Genomic DNA, 21,627 nt, shown 5'->3' with positions numbered 1-21,627 from the left:
GCCGTGATGATCTTGGTTGGTGGAGGGCGCGTCTGACCGGCTGGCCCGGTGTCCAGCCTGCTCGGGTTCCCGCTCGTCGGGTGGTGTGTGGGTGCGGTGCTGGTGGGTGGTGCGTGCCGGGTGGTCGTTGGTCAGGTCGTGAAGACGGCTTTCCAGAAGGTGAGCCAGGCGGCGGCGCGGGGCCAGTGCGTGGGTAGGTGCAGCACGGGGCGGCGTTGCGGGCGGGCGAGCCGGGCCGCGACGTTGATCAGGTGGGTGCGCAGGGTGGCGCCGCGGGCCACCGCGTAGCGGCGTGTGGCGGTGAGGGTGCCAGCGGCGCGCAGCAGGTTGTGGGTGATCGCGGCCAGGATGTTCCAGGCGGCGTTGGCGGGAAACGACCCTGAGGGCTGGTGGGCCCAGGGGCCGTCGATGAGGTCGGACCAGACGGTTTCGCAGACGGCGTGGCGGCGGTGGGTGATGTCGGCCTCGGGGGCCGGTTCGGTGTTGTTGGTGAAGAACGGGTGGTAGCGCCAGACCGGGAACAGAGGGTCCTGGGTGTTGGCGTCGAGCACCCGGCGCACGACGAGCCAGCCGGTGATCTCGTGGCGGGTGCCGGCAAACGCGGTGAACTCCACTTCGGACACCTGGGCGTCGGAGATCAGCTCACCGGTGTCGGGATCGGTGACCGCGCCGGGGTAGTGCACCGGCGTGTACGCCTCGTCGGGGATGGTGGCGATCGCGGCGTCAACGGCGGGATTGCGGGCGATGGCGAACGAGAAGTTCGCTCCGGCTTTGACTACCGCAGCGATGACCTTGCCGCTGCAGTACGCGGAGTCGCCGCGTACCAGGATGTTCCCGGCCTGCGCGCCAGCGTCGGTGGCGGTATTGATCGCCTCGGTGACCATGCTGGCCGCGCCCTTGGCGGAGCCGGCGCGTCCGGCCCGTAACCGCACCCCGGCCACCACCGGCGCCGCGGTCTCGGTCGAGATGGTCACCGCGAGCGGCGACAGGCCCCGGCGCAGGATGCTCTTGCCCGCGACCTTCGTGTGCCCGAACGACGCGCCCTGCTTGGCGTGCCCGTACACCGGGCGCAGCAACGAGTCGATGTCGATGAAGACGCGGTCGCCGATGCCGGCCAGCACCGGGGTGCGCTTGGCCAGAGCGACCAGGTGCCGGCGCAGCACCGCCGACAGTTGCCGGGTGTGGCCATGGGTGAACTCCCGCAGGAAGATCCCCAACGTGGCGTTGGCGTAGACCCCGCCGAACAGCTCCTTCATCCCGCCGGAGCGGATTACGTCCAGGTCGTCGATGCTGTCCGCCCCGGCAGCCATCCCCGCGATGATCGAGGTCAGCTTCGGCGTCGAGTTGGCCGCGCCGGACTTCACCCGCTCATCGACGAACCGGACATGCTCATCCAACAGTCGCGACAGCCCGGCCTGCTCGGCCAACTCCAGCAGCGGCACCAGACCCGCATGCGACACGAGATTGTCATCATCGAACACCGCGCCGTCGCCGCGCCACGCATGAGATCCTTGCACCGAGAGTGTCCTTCCGAGCTGGTGTGATTCGAGTCCTAGACAAACCCGATCATCCCAGCTCAGAGGGCACTCTCGTCACATCTCCACGCCGCTTCCGCTCAGTAGTGCACCGATCCAGTCCACGGATCGAGGTTAAGGCCCGGGCTGCCGACCATGAGAGCATGACCGCATCTGCCCAGCCCCTCGACGCCGCGGACGTGGCCGCAGCGGCGCGCGCGATTCGTCCGTACGTACGCTGGACACCGCTGCTCCAGGCCGAGGTCGACGGCCGCCGGCTGGTGCTCAAGCTTGAACACCTGCAGCGCAGCGGCTCGTTCAAGCTGCGTGGTGCGCTGAACGCGATGCTCACCGGCCCCCGCGCGCAGCACGTGGTCACCGCGTCCGGCGGCAACCACGGCCTGGGCGTGGCCACCGCCGCCGCCTTGCTCGGCCTGTCGGCCACGGTGTTCGTCCCCACCACGGTCCCGGCCGGCAAGGCGCGGCGCATCGAAGCGACCGGCGCGCGGCTGGTCCGTCACGGCGCGACGTACGCCGAAGCGGCGACCGCCGCAACCGAGGTAGCGGACCAGCCCGGTCACCGGTACCTGCCCGCCTACGACGATCCCGCGGTGATCGCCGGCCAGGGTACGGTCGCCGCCGAGATCGTCGCCGACGCACCCGAGGTCGACGCGGTGGCCGTCGCGGTCGGCGGTGGCGGCCTGGCCGCCGGCACCACGCTCGCGATCGGCCCGCGCACCACGGTCGCAGTCGAGCCGCACCAGTGTCAGTGCCTGGCCGACGCGCTCGCGGCGAACCGGCCGGTCGACAGCGCGGTGAACTCCGTGGCAGCCTCCGCGCTCGGCGCCACCCGGATCGGCGAGTTGCCGTTCGCGATCCTCCAGCGCCGCCCCGTGCAGTCGGTGCTGGTCGGCGAGGCCGAGCTGCTCGCCGCCCGCGACCTGCTGTGGGAACAGTTCCGGGTGGCGGCCGAACCCGCCGCGGCCGTCCCGTTCGCGGCCTGGCTCGCCGGCCGGGTACCCGGGCAGCTGCCCTGCGTGGTGATCTGCGGCGCGAACACCGACTGGTCCCCGGACCACGCCTAACCGATGATCTCCGATCGCCGGTTGGGCAAGATCAGGAATGACCGCGTCCCCGGCGTGGGCCGCGCCCTGCTCCCCCGTTTCGGCTCTCCGGTGACCCCGTTTTTGTAGGTTGACGGGGAGCGCCAGGTTGCCAGCGCCTCCGCTTGCCGGTGCGGCGTGCCAGAGGAGGCGAACGCGGTGACGTCCAGCCCGCTCCCCCGGATCCTTCGCCGGCGCGGCGAGCCCGCCTATCCGACGTTCCTGGAGCTCTTCTTCGACCTGGCCTACATTTTCATGCTGTCCCGGCTCTCGGCGGGACTGGCCGACGACCTCACCGTCCGGGGCGCCGCCCAGACCGCCGTGCTGCTGTCGGCCGCCTGGTGGGTCTGGGTGCTGACCGCGTGGCTCACCGACCTGTTCAACCCGCGGCTACCGATCATCCAGGCCACCGTGCTGCTGGTCATGTTCGGCACCCTGCTGATGGCGATCGCGGTGCCGCGTGCCTTCGCCGACTACGGGTGGCTCCTCGTCGCGGCGTACCTCGGCATCCACCTCGTCCGCGACGCCGTCCTCATCCCCGGTACCCGGGTGAACCGCCCGATCCAGGCCAGGAGCATCCGGGTCTTCTTCTGGCTCGGCGTCACCGCTGTGCCCTGGGCGGCCGGGGCGTTCGTGCACGGAACGGGCCGGCTGCTGCTCTGGTCGGTCGCGGCGGCGGTCGACCTCGGATCGGCCCGGATCGGCTGGCCGACGCCGAAACTCGGCCGCACCGAACTCGCCAGCCAGATCTTCACCGGCACCCACCTGTCCGAGCGGCACCGGGAGATCTTCATCATCTCGCTCGGCGAGCTGATCCTGAGCGCCGGCACGGGGCTGGCCGGCAGTGACTTCCAGGCCGGCCGGGTGGCCGCGAGCGCCGTCGCGTTCGCCAGCGCGGTGCTGCTCTTCCAGCTCTACTTCCACCGGGTGCGGCAGCTCCTGGCACCGCCCGTCGTCACGGTGGTGGAGCGGGTCCGCTCCGGCACCTCCACCTCGTACAGCCACCTGGTGATGGTGGCCGGGGTGCTCGTGGTCTCGACCAGCGTCTCGCTGGTCACCGGCCGGCCGTTCGGTGCGGCGCCGGCCGCCTGGATCGCCGTCATCCTCGGCGGGCCGGCCCTGTTCCTGCTCGGGAGCTGCCTGTTCGACGGTGTGCTCACGGGACGGGTGCTGTGGTCCCGGGCGGTGGGGATGGTGGCGCTGGGCGCCATCGCGCCCGCATTGGCGCCGCTTCCGCCGCTGGCCATCCTGGTCGTGGCGAATCTGATCCTGCTGCTCACCCTGGTCTGGGAGGCACTGCCCGCGCGCTCGCGGCTGGTCCGGGCCACCGTGCCGACCGGGTGAGGGCTCACCCGAGCGCCGGTGGCATCGGCATCCGGGCGTGCACGCGGGTACTCACCAGGTTCGCCGCGGCGATCAGTGCCAGGACGCTCATGGCCAGCAGCGCGACCAGGACCGGCGGCAGCAGTGACGAGGCCGGCGCCACGCCGGCCAGCAGCACCAGACCGACCAGCCGGGACCGGGAGATCCGACCGAACACCGTGTAGTCCAGCACGCCGCGACCGACCAGGAACAACGCCGGTCCGCCCAGGATGACCGCAGCCCACGAGGCCGGCGTCTCCCCGAAAGGACGCATCACGACGAGCTGGCTGGTGACCGCCATTCCGCCGACGCCGGCCACCATGATCAGATGAGTGACCGCGGCAGACTGCGTGAGCAGCGTCGGGTTCGTCGACCGCGCAATGGCCTCGGTCAGCAGCTCCCCGGCCCGGTAGATGTAGATGCGCCAGGTCAGCACCACGATCATGAACACCACCAGGAAGGCCCAGGCCCGGTCCATCGTGTACTCGTTCAAGCTGAAGGTCGTCCCGGTCACGAAGATGGACGCGCCGAGCGCGACGATGACGAACTGCCGGTACCGCTCGGCCACCCGCCCGCCGACCAGCCGCCATTCCTGCGGGGTGGACCGACCGAGCCGCGGCACGGGCCAGCCGAGCGAGGCGGCGGCGTACTCGACGCCGACGGCCGCCACCCAGAGCACCAGGCGGGTGGGGCCGGCGGTCAGCCCGCCGCCGATCCAGCCGGCCGCGGCGATGGTGTACCAGAACATGATCCGGCCGCTGCGGCGGGGCTCAGCCGCAGTCGGCCGGAGCAGGAGGTAATAGCTGCTCGACCCGAGGTGGATGGCCAAATAGGTGACCGCGAAGAGCAGGCCCCGCTCGCCATACGCGTCCGGCGCCGCTGCTGCCAGCAGCAGGCTGGCGGCCGCCACCCCGATGAGCTGCACCTGGACCGCGGGCCGAGCCAGGTCGAGGGTGTCCGCGGCCCACGTGGTCAGCGACCAGACCAGGGTGAACGCGAGCAGCAGGACCACGGTCTCCCCGACGCCGGTCCAGGTCAGATCGACGGCGAGCGTCTTGACCAGGGAGATCAGCGCAAAGACGTAGACCAGATCGAAGAAGAGCTCGAGGAACGCCGGCCGCCCCGGGTCCCGCTGGGCCGGGGCCGCCGCACCGGCGCCGCCTTCCGCTGTCATCGCCATCCTCCGGACCGGCCGCACCGTCCTCGCCTACCGATACGGTCACCGGCCTGACGCCAGCAACACCATCGTGGTGCTTCAGCGGGATCGTTCACGTCGTCGCCCGGGGAGGCCGTGCACCGCAGATGGTGGCACGCGGCACCCGCCCCTGCGCCGGCTTCGGCCGGATCGGTCCGCCGGCGGTCGGTGCTGGCTACGCTTCCGCTAGATCCTTGGGTTCGAGATTCTGAACACGAGGATCTAGGTGAACCGGAGGGACGGATGACGCAGGCGCGCGTGGCGGTACTCGGGCTCGGCGGCATGGGCGCGCCGATGGCCGCGAACATCCTCCGCGCGGGTCTGCCGACGGTCGTCTGGAACCGCAGCCCGGAGGCCGCCCGCCGGCTCGGTGACCAGGGCGCGGAGGTGGCCGGCAGCCCGGCCGACGCGGTACGTCGCGCCGACCTGGTGATCACCATGGTGACCGACGCGGACGCGGTCAGGTCCATCGCCACGGACCAGGGGATGCTGGCCGCGATGGCCGAGGGCGCAGTGTGGGCCCAGATGAGCACCATCGGCGTGACCGAGACGGAACGCCTCGCCCGGCTGGTCGCCGGGGAGCGTCCCGACGTGGTCCTGGTGGACGCCCCGGTGGCGGGCAGCCGGGGCCCGGCCGAGCAGGGCCGGCTCGTCGTCCTGGCGTCCGGGCCGGAGCAGGTCCGGGACCGGGTCGCGCCGGTCTTCGACGCGGTGGGCCAGCGTACGGTCTGGGTCGGGCCGGCCGGGGCCGGCTCCCGGCTGAAGCTGGTCAACAACCTGCTGCTCGCCTTCGTGGCCGAAGGGCTCGCCGCGGCGGTCGCGTACGGTGACGCCCTCGGCCTGGACCGCGCGGCGGTCCTCGGCGCCCTGCACGGCAGCCCGCTGGTGTCGCCCTGGGCCGCGGAGAAACTTGAGCGGATCGGCCGGGACGACTACACGACCCAGTACTCCCTGGCCCTGGCGCTCAAGGACGTCAACCTGGCGCTGCGCGAGGTCGAGGCCGGCCGGTTCCCGGCCGCCGAAGGCCTCGCCGCCGAGTGGCAATGGGTGGTTGATCAGGGGCTCGGTGTCCAGGACCTGACCGTGGTCACCCGTGCCCTGTCGCGGCTGGGCGAGCCCGCCTGAGCCACGTCCCGGCCGGTCGGATGCCTCCGCGACCACCTCGACAACCGCCCGGGGCGGGCTGAGCCGGCTGTCCGGGCTGCTCGCCGGCCAGTGCGGTGCCGTGCCGCTGGGCAGTTGGGCCGCCAGGACGTGCCTGACGGCCCAACCTGGTGGCTCAGTGGATGGCGACGGGCGTGGTGAACTGCTCCGCCTGCTGGTCGTCGAGCCGGTGCGACGGCTCGCGCCGGCGGGGCAGGAACGCGACCGGGATGAACGTGGCCAGCACGAGCGCGAACCCCACCCAGAACGTGGTGGCGAAGGAGCTGGCCGCGAAGTCGAGCCCGCGCTCGATGAGCGACGGCTCGACCGGGAACTGCTGGGTCAGGTCCGGCTGCTGCTGGCTGGTGATGGCCAGCCAGGCCTCGGTGATCGGTTTGCCGCTCGGATCCGTCACGCCGGGGATCGGCCGGGAGCCGTTCAGTTCGTTGGTGAGGATCACCGACATCACGGCGGCGCCGACGGAGCCGCCGATCTGCTGAAGGATGTTGACCAGGGTGGAGCCGCGGGCAACCTCCTGGGCGTGCAGGGTCTTCAGCGCCGAGGTCATGATCGGCATCATCGTGCCTCCCATGCCCAGGCCCATGACGAACAGCGACCCGCAGAGCAGCCAGTACGAGGTGTGCGGGTCGACCTGGGTGAAGGCGAAGAACCCGAGGACGATGAGCGCCAGCGCGAAGGGCACCGTCCGGCCGACGGGCACCCGGTCGGCCAGGATCCCGGCGACCGGCATCGTGATCATCGCACCGATGCCCTGCGGCGCGATCAGCAGGCCGGCGGCCAGCGTCGACTCACCGCGCACCTGCAGGAAGTAGCTCGGGAACAGCAGCCCGGCACCCATGAACGCGACGATGAACACGAACAGGGTCACCGCCGCGACGGTCAGCCTGCGGTTGGCGAACAGCCGCAGGTCGAGCAGGGGGTGGCGAGGCTTGAACGAGTACAGGACGAACCCCACCACCAGCATGCCGCCGACCAGCATCGGCGCCCACACCTCAGCATCGGCGAACGTGCCGGCCTCGGGCAACGAGGAGACGCCGTAGAGGAACAGGGCGAGCCCCGGCGAGAGCATCAGCATGCCGAGGAAGTCGAACGACTCCGACGGCTCGGGGTTGTCCTTCGGCAGCGCCAGCAGGGCGTAGACGAGCGCGACGGCACCGATCGGCAGGTTGATCAGGAAGATCCAGTGCCAACTCGCCGTGTCGATCAGCCAGCCACCGAGGATCGGACCGCCGATCGGCCCGAGCAGCATCGGGATGCCGAGGACGGCCATCAGCCGGCCGATCCGGTTCGGCCCCGCCGCCCGAGTCATGATCGTCATGCCCAGCGGCATGAGCATGCCGCCGCCCAGTCCCTGGAGGACGCGATAGCCGATCAACTGTCCGATCGTGTCGGCCGTGGCGCACAGCGCGGACCCGATCGTGAACAGCGCCAACGCCACCATGTAGAGGCGCTTGGTGCCGAAACGGTCGGCTGCCCACCCGCTGAGCGGGATCACCGTGGCCAGCGCGAGCGTGTAGCCGGTCATCGTCCACGCGACTCGGGCGTAGGACGCGCCGAACTCGCTCTGGAACGTCGGCAGCGCGACGCTGACGACCGTCACGTCGAGGATCGACATGATGGCACCGAGAACGACGACCCCGGCCACCTTGAGGACCGCGGCGTCGAGCTTGTCCGATGTCGCGACAGGTTGCTGGGTCACAAATAATCTCCTGAGTTCGGCCCGATCGGGGGCGGTAGGCGGCGCCGCGCCCAGCGGCGCAGGCACCCCGTCAAGCGAGGTCCGCACGCAGATTAGCGACCCGCACCGACACTTGCGCTCGGATTTGGCGCGTTCGGGGCCAGAGCAGTGCGGCGAAGACCGCGAGCGATCCGGCGGTGGCCGCGATGAACAGCGCCGAACCGAGGGTGATGAGCCGGTCGAGGCGGCGCAGCGTCCGCGCCCACACCGGACCGAACTCACCGACGGGTACGCTCACCAGCCGCGGCCGGTGGGCGACGGCGAAGGTAATAGCGGAGAGCAGGAACACCACGGCCGGTACGACCGCGAGCCGGACCAGCAGGTGGGCGGCACGGTCGACGCCGAGGTACTGCAGGCCCGCCCGGCAACGAACTGGCCCCGGTGCTGATCGGCGTGCTCGTCTGGCCGAGCCTGTGGGGGCAGGGGAACGTCACCGACTCGGTCGCGCTCGTGGGGAGGAAGGCGCCCGGGTCGACTCCCGGGCGCCGGCCGCGACGTCACGGCTGCGTCAGACGCACACCGCCTCGGGGGCCCGGTCCATCGTCAGCCTCGGACGCCGGGCGGCGTGGGGGGCGTTACCCGCACCCGCTCCTCCTCGGGGCGACTCTCGATGTCGTCGAGCTGCTCGCAGATGGTCTTCCGCAGGTCGTCGTAGTCGCGGAAGTAGTAGTCGTTGAACAGGGTGTAGCCGGTCCACATCAGGTTGGCGCACACCCGCGGCGGCACCTTGCCCGTCGCGGCGCCCATGCCGACCAGCGCCACCGACCTGATGCTGCCCGGCTCCCGCTCGTTCTGCACGTGGATGGCCTGGAACGCGGCGGCGCACGCCAGCGCCACGTTCAAGGTCTCGCTCACGTTCTCGGCCGACTGCTCCATGGTCGGCGTCGAGATCAGGAACTTCGGGTTGGTCGCCCCGGACGGCACGCACACGGCGCTGCCCACCGGCAGCGACCCACCGAACTGATCGCGGATCGCCCGCTGGACGCGGAGCTGGATGCCCGCCCCGAGGTGCCGCTTGATGGCCGCGTCGACTCCGCCGTCCATCCGCCCACGGGAGTTGGTCGGGCTGACCCAGGCGTCGACGTGCTGGGTGAGGATCGATCCCTTATGGATCTCGACCGCGGGGGTGTCGGCGAATGCCGCCAGCCACGCCTGGACCACCTTCGCGTTGACGTCTCTCAGCACCACCTTGAGCAGCGGCTTCTCGGTGTCGACGGGCATGGTTCACTCCGATGGTGGGAAGGGGTGTCTCCGACGTGGATCAAGGTATCGCGCCCCACCGACATCGGGACGCTGCGCGGACATCCATGATCAATCTCCGCGACAAACGCACGTACCAGACGCTCACCACGGTGTCAGACGGCTCTGCGATGCTGCGGGCACCCATCCGGAATCGTCACACGACACAATGCCCTCACCTTGATCATCCGTGCCGTCACGGGCACGGCTCGCCGCTCCGGGAGCCCCACGATGAGCGACACCGACGCCCCCACCCCGCCCGACCCGAACGACCCGCTGGCCCTCGCCGAACTCTTCACCGGCGGTGGCGAGCCGTGGCTACCCCTGCTGAAGCCGGTCATCGAGGCCCAGCCGGCCGCGGCCACGTTCATCGGCCCGGGCCGCAGCCCGAAGGTCGTACCCGTGCGGGAGCTGACCTTCCAGGCGCTCAAGCCCAACCCGCCGCACAAGTGGAAGGTCGTCGTCTTCGGGCAGAACCCGTACCCGCGGACCGAGAGCGCCACCGGCATCGCGATGTTCGACAACACCTTCCACGACTGGGACGACAGCCAGTTCGGCAAGGTCGTCACCATCCGCTGCATCATCAAGGCCGCCGCGATGTGGAAGCGCGGCATCCCCAAGAAAACGCCGATCGCGGACATCCGCGCCCTGCTGAGGAAGCACGACACCGTGCAGCCGCCGGAGTGGTTCCAGGCGATGCTCACGCAGGGCGTACTGCTCCTGAACGCGGCACTCACCGCGAGCAGCGACGGCGCGATGGCCACCGACCGGCACACCGCGTTCTGGCGACCGGTCGTCGAGAAGCTCGTCGAGGAGATCCTGCAGGCCAAGCAGAACGCCGACGAGCAGGACCGGGGCGTGGTGTTCGCGTGGTGGGGGGCGCACGCCCGCAGCCTGAAGCGGGTCGTGCTCCAGCTCGAGAAGAAGTACCCCGAGGTGGAGGTCCGGCACATCGACCACCCCAACCCGGCGGCGCAGGGCGACATCTTCTGCGACGGGGACCACTTCGCCGAGGTGAACGCGGCGCTGACCACGCTGGGGGCCGACGAGATCGACTGGCTGCCCAGCAAGGGGTGGAACAAGCTCACGGAGCAGGCCGGCGGCACGGACGGGGACATCGCCGACCGGATGGGGGCGTTCATCGCCTCCACGATGGAGTTGCACCAGCTCTACCTGGAACGACTCGCCAGCGTCAAGGACGAGGGGCTGGTCCTTCCCGCGATCACCGGCGTGTTCGACACCCCGCTCATGGACTTCCGCGAGGCCGTCGCCCCAGTGGCCAGGCAGCTGTCAGGGCTCGACTGGCACGTGGAGCAGTCGCACCGGTTCGGCGAGAAACAGGCCGATGGCGTGGCCGGCGGCCTGTCCGCCGACGAGGTCGCGGCCCTCTACCTCTACACCTGCGAGTCGGCGTTCTACCGGCAGATCAACGCCACCCTGCGCAACCCGGACCGCAGCCGGGTCGTCCCGTACCTGCCGTATCTGCGACTGTTGTTCTCGGCCGTGTCGCGGCTTCCGGCCCGTCGGGAGCCGCTGTGGCGCGGGGTGTCGCTGGACCTGCGGGCGCAGTACCCCCTCGGCCAGACCGTGACCTGGTGGGGCGTGTCCTCCTGTACGTCGAAGCTCAGCGTGGCCCAGGCGTTCCTCGGCCGCCGCGGCAGGCGGACGCTCTTCGAGGTGCACCCCGCGCGGGCCGTGGGCATTCGCAGATTCTCCGCGTTCACCGGCGAGGAGGAGTTCATCCTCGCCCCCGGCACGCAGCTCAAGGTGACCGACATCAAGGCGGAACGCGGCGGCCTGTGCACCGTGCGGCTGACCGAACTGGCCGAGCAGCGCCTCGTGGCGTGAGCAGCCACGGCGGATCGGGGACCGCCGCGATGCCGCGTCGGCCCCGACCCGCGGAGCGTGACCGGACGTCTCTGGCGTTGCGGGTGAACGCCAGGCCGAGCTGGACCTGGGTCCCGGGCGGCCGGGCCGGCCGGTACGCGTGCGCCGGTCTGACCCCGCGACGGCGTGCGGGCGCTCACGCGACGGAGTGTCGGTGGGCTCCCGTACCGTCGCTGCCGTGATTACTGTCGCCGATGTCCGCGCCCTGACCCGGACGTTGCCGCGCACGACCGAGCACCTGATCCACGACCGGGTGAAGTTCCGCGTCGGCGCCATCGTGTACGTCGCGTTCTCCCGGGACGAGCAGACGATGGGTTTCGGCTACCCGAAGGAGCAGCGGGACGGCCTCATCGCCGCGGAGCCCGAGCTGTTCTTCCTCCCGCGCCCGTCCGACGTGCGGTTCAACTGGGTGTGCTGCCACCTGGCCCGGCTGGACCACGCCCAGATGACCGAGCTGGTGACGGAGGCGTGGCGGATGGTGGTGCCGAAGTTCCTCGCGCGGCAGCGGCTGGGCGACTGAGGCTGAGCCCGCCTGCCGGGTCAGGGCGCCTTCGCGGTGAGGAGGTAGTCGTCGTCGTCAGGGCTCCACCGCAGCTCCACGACACCGCTGGTGGCGGCCGCCTTGCAGAACTGGAGAAAGCTGCGGTAGCCGAGCTTCTTCTCGCTGAAGTCGGGCCGGGCACGCCGGAGTTGATTCTTGAGACCGGACAGCGCCACCGCGCCCTCAGCGCCGGCCAGGTCCGACACGACGGAGCGCAGCAGCGCGAAGGCCACCTCCCGGTCCCCCTGCTCGGGCAGAGACACCTCCGGGTCACCCTTGGCGGGCCCCTCCGCCAGCTCGATCACGTTACGGCCGGCGAGGTGCCGCAGGAGTTCCCCGAAGGTGCGGAAACCGTAGTCGGACTCGCTGAAGGTCGGGTCCTTGCGCAGCAGGGTGCGCTTCAGTCCGGAGGCGGTCACCTCGCCGCTGGAGCTGACCTGCAGGCCGGCCACGGTCTGGGCGACGAGGACGGCGAGGGTGTCGACGTCGCGTCCGGGTTCCTCCGCGGCCGGCTGCGGCTCGGGCTCCTGCTCGACCTGCTGCTCGGGGCTGGGCAGCCGCGCCGGGCGGCCCCGCCGACTCGGGGCCGCAGGGATCTCGACCCCCTCGAGGCGGTCGTAGTAGAGGAACTCGTCGCAGGCCGGCGGCAGCAGCGCCGAGGTGGACTTCTCCACTCCCACGCCGATGACCCGCTTGTTGAGCTCGCGCAACTTGTGGACCAGCGGGGTGAAGTCGCTGTCGCCGGTGCAGATCACGAACGTTGAGATGTATTCACGCTCGAACGCCAACTCGACGGCGTCGACGGCCATCTTGATGTCGGCGGCGTTCTTCCGGGAGGCGCCCATCCGCTGCGGGATCTCGATCAGCTCGACGTGCGACCGGGTGAGCATTCGCCGGTCCTCGTCGAAGTAGGACCAGTCGGCGTACGCCCGGCGCACCACCACCCGTCCCCGCTCTGCGAGGGCGTCGGCGATCGGGCGGAAGTCGAACGGCATCCCGCCGTGGTGGTCGCGCGCGCCCAGCGCGAGGTTCTCGTAGTCGAGGAACAGCGCTATCCGGTCTTCTTGATCCACGGAAGCCAGCGTACGCCCGGCTCAGGGCGAATTGCCGGTGACATGACGGCCCGGTGGTCGGCTCACGCGCCGACGGTCAATCCTCCTCGCGGGCGTAACTGTTGGCGCCGACCAGTTGCCGCTCGCGGTTCATCGCACAGTTGGCCACCACCGCGGACCGCTCCAGGGCGTCGTCGCCGAGCAGGTGGACACTCTCGCGCTGGTCGACCATGACGACATCATCCCAGGACGGGCCGCGGGACAAAGATCCTCTAGCCTTGCCCGGTGGCGCGGCGATGGGCGGTGGTGACGGAAACCGAGGCGCTGTCCACCGCCGGAACGCCGGCTCGGGCGCTGTCCGCGGGGAACGTCACCTATGTCGTCGGTCCGTTGGCCACACTCGTCATCGTCACGGCCGGGGACCGACCGGGTGACAGCGCCGTCCAGAGCGCCGACAGGCTGGAACTGCGCGAGCCGTTCCCGGAGACCGTCGAGGAGCGACTGGGCAACGCCGCGGCTCCGCGTCTCGGGTTCGTTCGCCTTGCCGAGGGCCTGCTGCCACTGGGGAGACTTCGGCTCATGGTCAGCCAGAGCCGGTCGACCAGCGTCGACGGCGGGCCCTGGCTGTTCGGCGGCCCGTCAGAGCTGACGTGGTGCGAGCTGCGCATGGCGGACCCGCTTCCGTTCGAGGTGCTCGACCGGGTGCGACCGACGCCCCAACAGCCGCTTCCCGATCCCGACTGGCTCCGGTTCCTGCCCGCCGACCCCGTCGCCGCGATGCGCGGCCACGTGGCGGGCTGGTACGCCGATCTCCCGCCCGCCGACCACGAACCCGTCCCGCCGGACCGGACGCTTCCCGAACCACTGCTCGCCCTCTACCGGGCCGCCGCCGGACGACGCGAGGTGCTCGGCGTCCACAACAGCATCTACCCGTGGGGCGAGTTGGAGTGCGAGGACGACGGGCGGGTGCAGTTCGGGGCGGAGAACCAGGGCGTCTTCGTCATGCTGTTCGACCCCACCGGGCCCGACCCGGTGGTGCAGTACGAAGGGGACGCCCCGGAAGGGGAGGGTGCGCCGCTGAGCACGGCTCTGCTGCAGTTCCTGCTCTCCGAGGCCGCCATCTCCAGCCCGTTCCACGGCTTCGCGACCGTCACCGCCGCCCACGCGGACCGGCTGGTCGGGTCGCTGCGCCCGGTGCCCCTGTCCCCCGACGGGTGGCCCGGCGGCATCATTCGGCACTACGTCGCGCCGGGGCTCGTCGCCACGACCACCACCCCCGCCGACGGCTCCGTCGACGTGTACGCCGGTGCCCGGCACCGCTGCGCGCTGCGCGCGCTGCGTGATCCGGGCTTCACCTGGGAACAGTTCAACGGCTGACCAGGGCTCCACCGGCAACGGTGCGGCCACCGAGGTCGGGCGAGCGTTCCAGCGGGCCCGCTGACGGCGTCGGGACCGCACGGACGGCGGGCGGCGCGGCCTCATCGCTCCGCCCTCCGGCCCGACTCGACGCGATCGAGCCGGCGGTCCAGGAGCGCCACGACGAGCAGGACCGCCGCCATCGTCGCGCTGACGCCGAGCAGCGGCAGCGCGTACCCGGCGACCGCGGTGAGGAGCAGGCCGAGCAGGCCGAGCAGCCGGGGCCAGGAGACCCGACGGTAGATGGCGGCGGACAGCCCGACCCGGCCGGCGAGGAAGAACGCGGGGCCGGCGACGGTGAGAGCGACCTCGATGCCGGACCCCCGGTCGGTCGGATGGGCGATCACCAGGTCCGCGGCCACGGACGTGGCCACCACGCCCGCGATCGTGATCAGGTGAATGTCGTTGGTGAGCACCCCGAACCGGGACGGGTTCCGTTCGTCGAGGGCGGCGCCCAACTGCTGGCCGGCGGGCGTGACGTACAGCAGGCCGATGAGCACCGCGGCGGCGAAGGACAGCAGGAACCCGACCGACTGCGCCGCCGCCATGTCGGTCGCCGAATAGGCCAGGCCCGCGGTGATCACCAGTTCGCCGAGCGCGATGATGAAGATCTGCTGGTACCGCTCGGTGAGGTGCCCGCCCCGCAGCCGCAGGTCGCCGGGTTGGGCTCGACCCAGCCCCGGGGTCGGCCAGCCCAGCCGGGGCCCGCCGTAGTCCAGCGCCAGGGCCAGCAGCCAGACCGGGATGCGGACGGCGGGCCAGGCCGCCCCCACCAACCACAGGATTCCCGTCGTACCGAACCAGGCCAGGATCCGGAAGGTACGGCGGCGCAGCGGATGCCCGCGGAGCGCGACCGCGGTGACGACGCCGCGCCCCACCTGGATCGCGACGTACGCGCCGGCGAAGAGCACCGCCCGACCGTCCGTCGCCTGCGGAACGGCGACGCTCATGAGGATCACGGCGAGCGTGGTGCCGACCAGGAGGCCCCGCACCCGCCCGCTGGCGCGGGCGAACCAGTCGCTGAACCAGACGGTCACCACCCAGACCCACCACAGCGGCAGCAGCAGCAGAACGGTGCGGGCCACCCCGGCCACGCTCAGGTCGGCCAGCAGGACGACGGACAACTGCCGGAGCGCGAGGACGAACGCCAGGTCGAAGAAGAGCTCGAGGAACGACGCGCGCAGCGGCTCGTCGCCTCGTCTCAGCAGCGCCGCCGGTGTGCTCGCCATCGCGGCTCCTCCCGGCGCGCCCTCCCCCGAATTCATACCATCGCCGCCACCGCCCCGGGCCAGACTCACGGTTCCGGGCGAGCCGGTCTGCGAGCGGCCGAGCGGCGGCGACGAATTTCACCCGGGCCGCCCGTCGCGGCGGCCCGGGCCGTTTCAGCGCCGGTCGCTCAGCCCTGCCGGGCCTTCTGTCGGGGATCGGCCTTGTTGATCACGTAGACCTTGCCCCGGCGGCGTACCACGATCGAGCTCGCTTTCTGCTTCAAGCTACGAAGGGAGCTTCTGACCTTCATCGCACCTCGTCCTTCCCTGGTGTCCTGAGCTCGTCGCGTACCCGGCGGGGCAGTGCCCATACCTGGCTCGGACGGCGACGGGGCATGGGGGAAATCGCCCCATCCGGGGTATCCGCCCCGGCGGCGGTGTTGTACGCGGCGATTTGTCCGGTCGGCAACGAGGTCTGGTCGCCGCTGGAGTACACCTGCCACGTCCGGGACGTGCTCCGAGTGCAGGGTGAGCGACTCGCGCTGGCCCTGGTGACCGAGGAGCCGGAGTTCACGCCGATGGGTCGCGATTAGCGCGCCGTCGCCGACGCGTACAACGCGCAGGACCCGCCGGCCGTGCTCGCCGAGCTGGCCGCGGCCGCAGGTCCGGACGCTGCTCTGGCTCGGTCGGCAGACCGTCCACGAGGGCGAGCACCACCTGCTCGACGTCCGTCGGGCCGCCCGGGCCCAGGCCGCCGCGCAGGGCTGACCCCGCGCCGCCGGTCCGGTGGCCGCCCGTCACGGTGTCGCGGTGGCGCCGCCGCACGGGTCGGCGCCGATCGTGCAGCCCTCGGGCGCTTTGGTGAGCGGGTCGGGATCACGGACGTCGAAGGTGAACGTCCGCGAGCCGCCGACCGGTACGGGCGGACCGGTGAACGTGACGGCCTGCCCGTCCTGCCGCCAGTCGGCCCCGTTGGCGGTGGCGACGGTGCCGCCCTTCGACAGGGTGACGACCACGGTCCAGCCCTTCGCCCGCGCGACACCGGAGTTGTCGAGCACCACCTCGCCGGTGTAGCCGAAGATCCGCGTCGAGGCGGTGCGGTAGCGGGCGGTCACGGCGGCGACCGGTGGGGCGAGCGTGGTGGGGGTGTGCGACGGCGTCGTCGCGGACCGGGTCGGGCGGGCGGCGGTGCTGGTGGTGGCCGTCCTGGGCCGGGCGGTGACGGCCGCCCGCTGTGGGCGCGTCTCGCCGGTCGCGGCGCTCGGCACCGGCAGCGGCGCCAGGTCCGATCCGGCGGCGGGCTGCCGCTCGGTGGGCAGCACGGCCCAGGCCGCCAGCCCGGCGGCCAGGACCGCGCCGGCCAGCACGGCGATCAGCACCGGCCGGCGGCGGCCGGCCGAGGGGTCGGCGACCGCCTCGACGACCGGTAACCGGGCGGTGTCCCCCAGCTCGCCGCGGCGCAGGTCGACCTGCTGAAAGGCCAGCCAGTCGAGGATGGCCGCCAACCGCACCGTCAGGGTCTGCTGGTGCCACTCCTCGCGGCGCGCCCGCTGCTCGGCCGGCCAGGCGCCGTGCTCCAGGATCTCCCGGACCGACAGCCGGCAACCGTCCGCCGTGGGCGTGATGGCGCAGATCAACCGGGTACGCCGGCCCGCCTCGTCGCACCCCAACGCCAGCAGTTCCGGCTCGCGCCGCTCGGTCACCTCGGCGTCGACGGCGGCGTCGAAGCCGGGCAGCCCGGCCGTGCAGAGCAGCAGCCTGCCCCGGGCTCCCGCCACCACCTCCACCTCGGTGAACCACCGGGCGAGCAGCTCCGGGTCCGTCAACGCGCGCCAGACCCGGTCAGCGGGGTGGGACAGGCCGACTTCGTTGTCGATCTCGATCATGGCGAGACTCTACGGTGCGGCGTCCGAACCCGCCGTCAAGACCGTGCGGCGGCTGTTCACGACGCCTGATCGGGAACCGCACCCTGGTCAACTACCCCCGACGATCCCGACCCGCCGACGCGGCCGGTGGTGGGCGGGGGCCCGCCACCGGCCGCTCACCGTCCGGACCGGACGGAGCTGGTTCCCCGGGGTGACGGGAACACCCGGGCACGACGATGGCAACGAATGGCAAACGGTTGCCTCCACCGTGTCGCGATCACTAGCGTCTCGTCCCGAACCGGACCACACGCGGGAGGACCGTCACCGTGACGCCGCAGCACACCTTGCCCGCGATCGCACACCCCGATCGACTCTTCCCCGCCGACCCGGACGTCCGGGCGGTGGCGCGGGAGTTGTTCGCGCTCGTGGAACACGCACCGATCCTGTCCCCGCACGGCCACGTCGACCCGGACCTGCTCGCCGACGACGTGCCGTTCCCGGACGCGGCTGCGCTCTTCGTCACCCCGGACCACTACGTCACCCGGCTGTTGCATGCCAACGGGACCGGACTGGACCGGCTGCGGCCGTCCCCGCAGGCGTCGGCACGGGACATCTGGCGCGCCTTCTGCGCGAGCTGGCCGGCGTTCGCCGGCACCGCCAGCGGCTACTGGATCGCCTGCGAACTGCACCACGTCCTCGGCGTCGGGCAGCCGTCGGCGCGCGACGCGGACGCCCTCTTCGACGAGATCGCCGCCGTGCTGGGGCGGGCGGACTACCGGCCGCGCAGCCTGTTCCGCCGGTTCGGCGTCGAGGTGCTCGCGACGACGGACGACCCGCTCGACCCGCTGACCCCGCACGCCCGCCTCGCCGCGACGCCGCAGGCGCCGCTGGGCGGTCGGGTGATCCCCACCTTCCGCCCGGACCGGTACCTCGCGGCCGGAACCCCCGCCTGGTCCGCGGCGGTGGACGAGCTGGTCGCGACCGCCGGCGACGGCCATGACGGGTACGCCGGCTACCTCGCCGCGTTGGCGAACCGGCGGGCCCACTTCATCGCCCACGGCGCGGTCTCCGCCGACCACGGCATGGTGACCCCCGCCACCCTGGAGCTGGACCCGGCGCAGGCGCGGGCGCTGTTCGACCGGCTGCGCGCGGCCCCGGCGCCGGACCGTGACCCGGCCGACGTCGCCGCGTTCGGGCAGCACATGCTCTTCGAGATGGCCCGGATGTCCGTCGACGACGGCCTGGTGATGACCCTGCATCCCGGCATCCACCGCAACCACCACCGGCCGACCCTCGCCGCGTACGGACCGGACACCGGCCACGACATCCCGGTACGCACCGAGTTCACCCGGGGGTTGCAGCCGCTGCTGTCCAGGTTCGGCACCGAACCCGGCTTCCACCTGGTGCTGTTCACCACCGACGAGACGACGTTCTCCCGCGAGCTGGCCCCCCTCGCCGGCTTCTACCCGTCGGTGTACCTCGGCGCGCCCTGGTGGTTCCTGGACAGCCCGTACGCGATCCGCCGGTTCCGGGAGGCGGTCACCGAGACGGCCGGCTTCTCCCGCTCCTCCGGGTTCGTCGACGACACCCGGGCCTTCCTGTCCATCCCGGTGCGGCACGACGCGGCCCGGCGGGTCGAGGCCGGGGTGCTGGCCCGGTTGGTCACCGAGCACCGGATCACCGGAGCGCAGGCCGCGGAGATCATCGTCGACCTGGTCGACGAGGCGCCGCGCCGGGTGTTCAAGCTGCCGGCCCGGGCGGGCGCATGACCGAACGGCACCTCGTCCACCTGGGACTGGGCAACTTCCACCGGGCCCACCAGTGCTGGTGGACCGGGGCCGTCGCCGAGCCGGGCGACAGCCAGCAATGGTCGGTCACCGCGTTCACCGGGCGGCGCCCCGACGCGGCCGACGTCCTGCGGGCGCAGGGATTCCGCTACACGCTCGTCGAGCGGGACCGCGACGGTGACCGGTACACGCTGGTCACCGCCATGGCCGCCGCCCACGACGGGGCGGACCTGGCCGCCCTCCGCGCGGCGATGGCGGACCCCGCGACGGGCGTGGTGACGCTGACCGTGACCGAGGCGGGCCACCACCTGCGGGCGGACGGAACGCTCGACCTCGACAGTCCCGCCGTCGCGGCCGACCGGGCCGCCCTCGCCGGCCCCGACGGCACGGCGCGACCGGCGACCGCGCCGGGTCGCCTGCTGCTCGGACTCCGGGCCCGGCGACGCGCCGACGCCGGCCCGCTGGCGGTCGTGCCGTGCGACAACCTGGCCGGCAACGGGCAGGCCCTGCGGGGCGCGCTGCTCGCGCTGGCCGGGTCGCTGCCGAGCCCGGACGGGGTACGGCTGGCGGAGTGGATCGACGCCTCCGTCTCCTTCGTGGACACCTGCGTCGACCGCATCACGCCCCGGACCGCCGCGGCGGACCTCGCCGCCGTACGGGCGGCCACCGGGTTCGCCGACCGCGCGCCGGTGGTCACCGAGCCGTTCCACGACTGGGTGCTCGCCGGCGCCTTCCCCGCCGGGCGGCCGGCCTGGGAGCGCGAGGGCGCCCGCTTCGTCGCCGCCGTCGCGCCGTGGGAACGCCGCAAGCTGTGGCTGCTCAACGGCGCCCACTCGCTGCTGGCGTACACCGGGATCGCGGCCGGGCACACGACGGTCGCGCAGGCGGTCGCGGACCCGGACCTGGCCGAGCTGACCCGCCGCTGGTGGGACGAGGTCGAGCCGTTGCTCGGCGGCGCGGCCGGCGACGTGACGGGCTACCGGCGGGACCTGCTCGCCCGGTTCGCCAACCCGGCGATCGACCACCGGCTGGCCCAGATCGCCGAGGACGGCCTGCACAAGCTGCGGCTGCGGGTGGTCGAACCCGCGCTGCTGCGCCGCCGGGCCGGGCTGGCGGCGGACGCCGCCGCCCGGATCGTCGCGGCCTGGATCGACGTCACCTCGACCGGGCCGGCCGCGCACGCCGCGCCGCCGCGCGCCGCCCGGGACACCGCCGGCCACGTCGCCGCGCTGGCACCGGCGCTGGCCGACGACCGGGACTTCGTCGCCGCCGTACGCCACCACCGCCACCGATAGGACGTCCGCCATGACCATCGCCTCCGCCGAGGTGCTCGTCGCCAGCCCCGGCCGCAACTTCGTCACCCTGCGGATCACCACCTCCGACGGGGTGACCGGGCTCGGCGACGCGACCGTCAACGGCCGCGAGCTCGCCGTCGCCGCGTACCTGTCCGAGCATGTCGTCCCGTTGCTGCTCGGCCGCGACGAACACCGGATCGAGGACACCTGGCAGTACCTGTACCGGGGCGCGTACTGGCGGCGCGGGCCGATCACGATGGCGGCGATCGCCGCGGTCGACACCGCGCTGTGGGACATCAAGGCCAAGCTCGCCGGCCTGCCGCTGTACCAGCTGCTCGGCGGGCGCAGCCGCACCGGCTGCCTGGCCTACGGGCATGCCTCGGGCCGGGAGCTGCCCGAGCTGTTCGACTCGATCCACGCCCACCTGGCGCAGGGCTACCGGGCGATCCGGATCCAGACCGGCATCCCGGGCCTCGACTCCGTCTACGGCGTCGCCGCCAGCGCCAACGCGGCGACCGGCGCGGGCGGGTCGGCCCGGTACGACCACGAGCCGGCCCGCCGCGGCGCGCTGCCCGTGGAGGAGCGCTGGGACACCCGCGCCTACCTGCGCCACGCCCCGATGGTCTTCGAGGCCGTCCGCCACGAGTTCGGCCCGGAGCTGCCGCTGCTGCACGACGCGCACCACCGGCTCACCCCGATCCAGGCGGCGAAGCTGGGCAAGGCTCTCGAACCGTACGACCTGTTCTGGCTGGAGGACGCCACGCCGGCGGAGAACCCCGATGCGCTGCGGCTGGTCCGCCAGCACACCACCACGCCGCTGGCGATCGGCGAGGTGTTCAACAGCATCTGGGACTACCGCGAGCTGATCGAGCACCAGCTGATCGACTACGTCCGCTCCCCCGTCACGCACGCCGGTGGGGTGACCGGCCTACGCCGGATCATGGACTACGCGGCGGTGTATCAGATCAAGTCCGGGGTGCACGGCCCGACCGACGTCTCACCGGTCGGGCTCGCCGCCGCGCTGCACCTGGGCATCGCGCTGCACAACTTCGGCATCCAGGAGTACATGAAGCACGACCGCCGCACCGACGAGGTGTTCCGCCCGACGTACCGGTTCGGCGACGGCCTGCTGATCCCCGGGGACGAGCCGGGGCTGGGGGTCGACTACGCCGACGAGGTGGCTCGGGCGCACCCGTACGCACAGGCGTACCTGCCGGTCAACCGGCTGCTCGACGGGTCGATGCACGACTGGTGAGACCGG

At 72.1% G+C, this 21,627-nt stretch carries 20 protein-coding genes; 10 read left to right on the top strand and 10 right to left on the bottom strand.

Translation table 11 applies throughout. The annotated features are described in order from the left end of the window. Positions 1-131 precede the first annotated feature (131 nt). Positions 132-1,517: an IS1380 family transposase gene (locus tag OG799_RS08685; protein WP_406044060.1), complete on the bottom strand. Its 1,386-nt coding sequence runs from the start codon at positions 1,515-1,517 to the stop codon at positions 132-134. 161 nt (positions 1,518-1,678) lie between these two features. Between OG799_RS08685 and OG799_RS08680 the strand changes: the two genes are divergently transcribed. After that, positions 1,679-2,599, top strand: coding sequence for a serine/threonine dehydratase (locus tag OG799_RS08680; RefSeq protein WP_406044530.1), 921 nt, complete (start codon positions 1,679-1,681; stop codon positions 2,597-2,599). Between the two features lie 177 nt (positions 2,600-2,776). Beyond that, complete coding sequence (locus OG799_RS08675) at positions 2,777-3,961, top strand: low temperature requirement protein A (protein WP_406044529.1); 1,185 nt, start codon at positions 2,777-2,779, stop codon at positions 3,959-3,961. Between the two features lie 4 nt (positions 3,962-3,965). On the opposite strand, the gene OG799_RS08670 is transcribed toward OG799_RS08675, so the two are convergent. Then, the gene (locus OG799_RS08670; protein WP_406044528.1) at positions 3,966-5,153 is read right to left on the bottom strand and encodes a low temperature requirement protein A; all 1,188 of its coding nucleotides are present in this window, start codon (positions 5,151-5,153) and stop codon (positions 3,966-3,968) included. A 117-nt stretch (positions 5,154-5,270) separates the two neighbouring features. On the opposite strand from OG799_RS08670, the gene OG799_RS08665 reads away from it, so the two are divergent. Continuing rightward, positions 5,271-6,299 carry an NAD(P)-dependent oxidoreductase gene (locus OG799_RS08665; RefSeq protein ID WP_406044527.1) on the top strand — a complete coding sequence of 343 codons (1,029 nt, stop codon included), beginning with the start codon at positions 5,271-5,273 and terminating at the stop codon, positions 6,297-6,299. A gap of 154 nt (positions 6,300-6,453) precedes the next feature. Here OG799_RS08665 and OG799_RS08660 read toward each other — a convergent pair whose 3' ends face one another. From OG799_RS08660 to OG799_RS08650, 3 genes are all read right to left on the bottom strand, one after another. Further along, positions 6,454-8,037 carry a DHA2 family efflux MFS transporter permease subunit gene (locus OG799_RS08660; RefSeq protein ID WP_406046244.1) on the bottom strand — a complete coding sequence of 528 codons (1,584 nt, stop codon included), beginning with the start codon at positions 8,035-8,037 and terminating at the stop codon, positions 6,454-6,456. 70 nt (positions 8,038-8,107) lie between these two features. Beyond that, positions 8,108-8,368 carry a hypothetical protein gene (locus OG799_RS08655; RefSeq protein WP_406044526.1) on the bottom strand — a complete coding sequence of 87 codons (261 nt, stop codon included), beginning with the start codon at positions 8,366-8,368 and terminating at the stop codon, positions 8,108-8,110. A gap of 251 nt (positions 8,369-8,619) precedes the next feature. Beyond that, a complete protein-coding gene (locus OG799_RS08650; protein WP_406044525.1) occupies positions 8,620-9,297 on the bottom strand; it encodes a macro domain-containing protein in 678 nt (225 codons plus the stop codon). Between the two features lie 249 nt (positions 9,298-9,546). Here OG799_RS08650 and OG799_RS08645 point away from each other — a divergent pair, with 249 nt between their 5' ends. After that, a complete protein-coding gene (locus tag OG799_RS08645; protein WP_406044524.1) occupies positions 9,547-11,163 on the top strand; it encodes an ADP-ribosyltransferase domain-containing protein in 1,617 nt (538 codons plus the stop codon). A 217-nt stretch (positions 11,164-11,380) separates the two neighbouring features. Continuing rightward, the gene (locus OG799_RS08640; protein ID WP_406044523.1) at positions 11,381-11,722 is read left to right on the top strand and encodes an MmcQ/YjbR family DNA-binding protein; all 342 of its coding nucleotides are present in this window, start codon (positions 11,381-11,383) and stop codon (positions 11,720-11,722) included. 20 nt (positions 11,723-11,742) lie between these two features. Here the strand turns inward: OG799_RS08640 and OG799_RS08635 are convergent, their stop codons facing one another. After that, positions 11,743-12,816, bottom strand: a complete 1,074-nt coding sequence (locus OG799_RS08635; RefSeq protein WP_406044522.1) for an NYN domain-containing protein — start codon at positions 12,814-12,816, stop codon at positions 11,743-11,745. Between the two features lie 76 nt (positions 12,817-12,892). Continuing rightward, complete coding sequence (locus OG799_RS08630; RefSeq protein WP_406044521.1) at positions 12,893-13,027, bottom strand: hypothetical protein; 135 nt, start codon at positions 13,025-13,027, stop codon at positions 12,893-12,895. A 53-nt stretch (positions 13,028-13,080) separates the two neighbouring features. Between OG799_RS08630 and OG799_RS08625 the strand changes: the two genes are divergently transcribed. Next, positions 13,081-14,172, top strand: a complete 1,092-nt coding sequence (locus OG799_RS08625; protein WP_406044520.1) for a hypothetical protein — start codon at positions 13,081-13,083, stop codon at positions 14,170-14,172. A gap of 101 nt (positions 14,173-14,273) precedes the next feature. Here OG799_RS08625 and OG799_RS08620 read toward each other — a convergent pair whose 3' ends face one another. After that, entirely contained in the window at positions 14,274-15,440 is a 1,167-nt protein-coding gene (locus OG799_RS08620) for a low temperature requirement protein A (protein ID WP_406044519.1), read from the bottom strand. A 167-nt stretch (positions 15,441-15,607) separates the two neighbouring features. Continuing rightward, positions 15,608-15,730 (bottom strand): type B 50S ribosomal protein L36, encoded by a 123-nt coding sequence (gene ykgO, locus OG799_RS08615; RefSeq protein ID WP_406044518.1) that lies wholly within the window; start codon positions 15,728-15,730, stop codon positions 15,608-15,610. 84 nt (positions 15,731-15,814) lie between these two features. Here ykgO and OG799_RS08610 point away from each other — a divergent pair, with 84 nt between their 5' ends. Beyond that, positions 15,815-16,012 (top strand): hypothetical protein, encoded by a 198-nt coding sequence (locus OG799_RS08610; RefSeq protein ID WP_406044517.1) that lies wholly within the window; start codon positions 15,815-15,817, stop codon positions 16,010-16,012. 204 nt (positions 16,013-16,216) lie between these two features. Here the strand turns inward: OG799_RS08610 and OG799_RS08605 are convergent, their stop codons facing one another. Continuing rightward, on the bottom strand, positions 16,217-17,305 hold the full coding sequence (locus tag OG799_RS08605) for an SRPBCC domain-containing protein (RefSeq protein ID WP_406044516.1): 1,089 nt from the start codon (positions 17,303-17,305) through the stop codon (positions 16,217-16,219). A 305-nt stretch (positions 17,306-17,610) separates the two neighbouring features. On the opposite strand from OG799_RS08605, the gene uxaC reads away from it, so the two are divergent. Genes uxaC through manD form a run of 3 tightly spaced genes read left to right on the top strand, consistent with a single transcriptional unit; the run spans position 17,611 to position 21,621 of the window. Continuing rightward, positions 17,611-19,053, top strand: coding sequence for a glucuronate isomerase (gene uxaC, locus OG799_RS08600; RefSeq protein WP_406044515.1), 1,443 nt, complete (start codon positions 17,611-17,613; stop codon positions 19,051-19,053). Further along, on the top strand, positions 19,050-20,366 hold the full coding sequence (locus OG799_RS08595) for a mannitol dehydrogenase family protein (protein ID WP_406044514.1): 1,317 nt from the start codon (positions 19,050-19,052) through the stop codon (positions 20,364-20,366). The genes uxaC and OG799_RS08595 overlap by 4 nt, the downstream gene beginning before the upstream one ends. Before the next feature lie 10 nt (positions 20,367-20,376). Further along, complete coding sequence (gene manD / locus OG799_RS08590; RefSeq protein WP_406044513.1) at positions 20,377-21,621, top strand: D-mannonate dehydratase ManD; 1,245 nt, start codon at positions 20,377-20,379, stop codon at positions 21,619-21,621. Positions 21,622-21,627: the final 6 nt, after the last annotated feature.

Source organism: Micromonospora sp. NBC_00898 (assembly GCF_045207895.1).
GTDB lineage: Bacteria > Actinomycetota > Actinomycetes > Mycobacteriales > Micromonosporaceae > Micromonospora.
The sequence above is the reverse complement of the archived record's forward strand: the minus strand, read 5'-3'. Positions and strand labels throughout refer to the sequence as shown.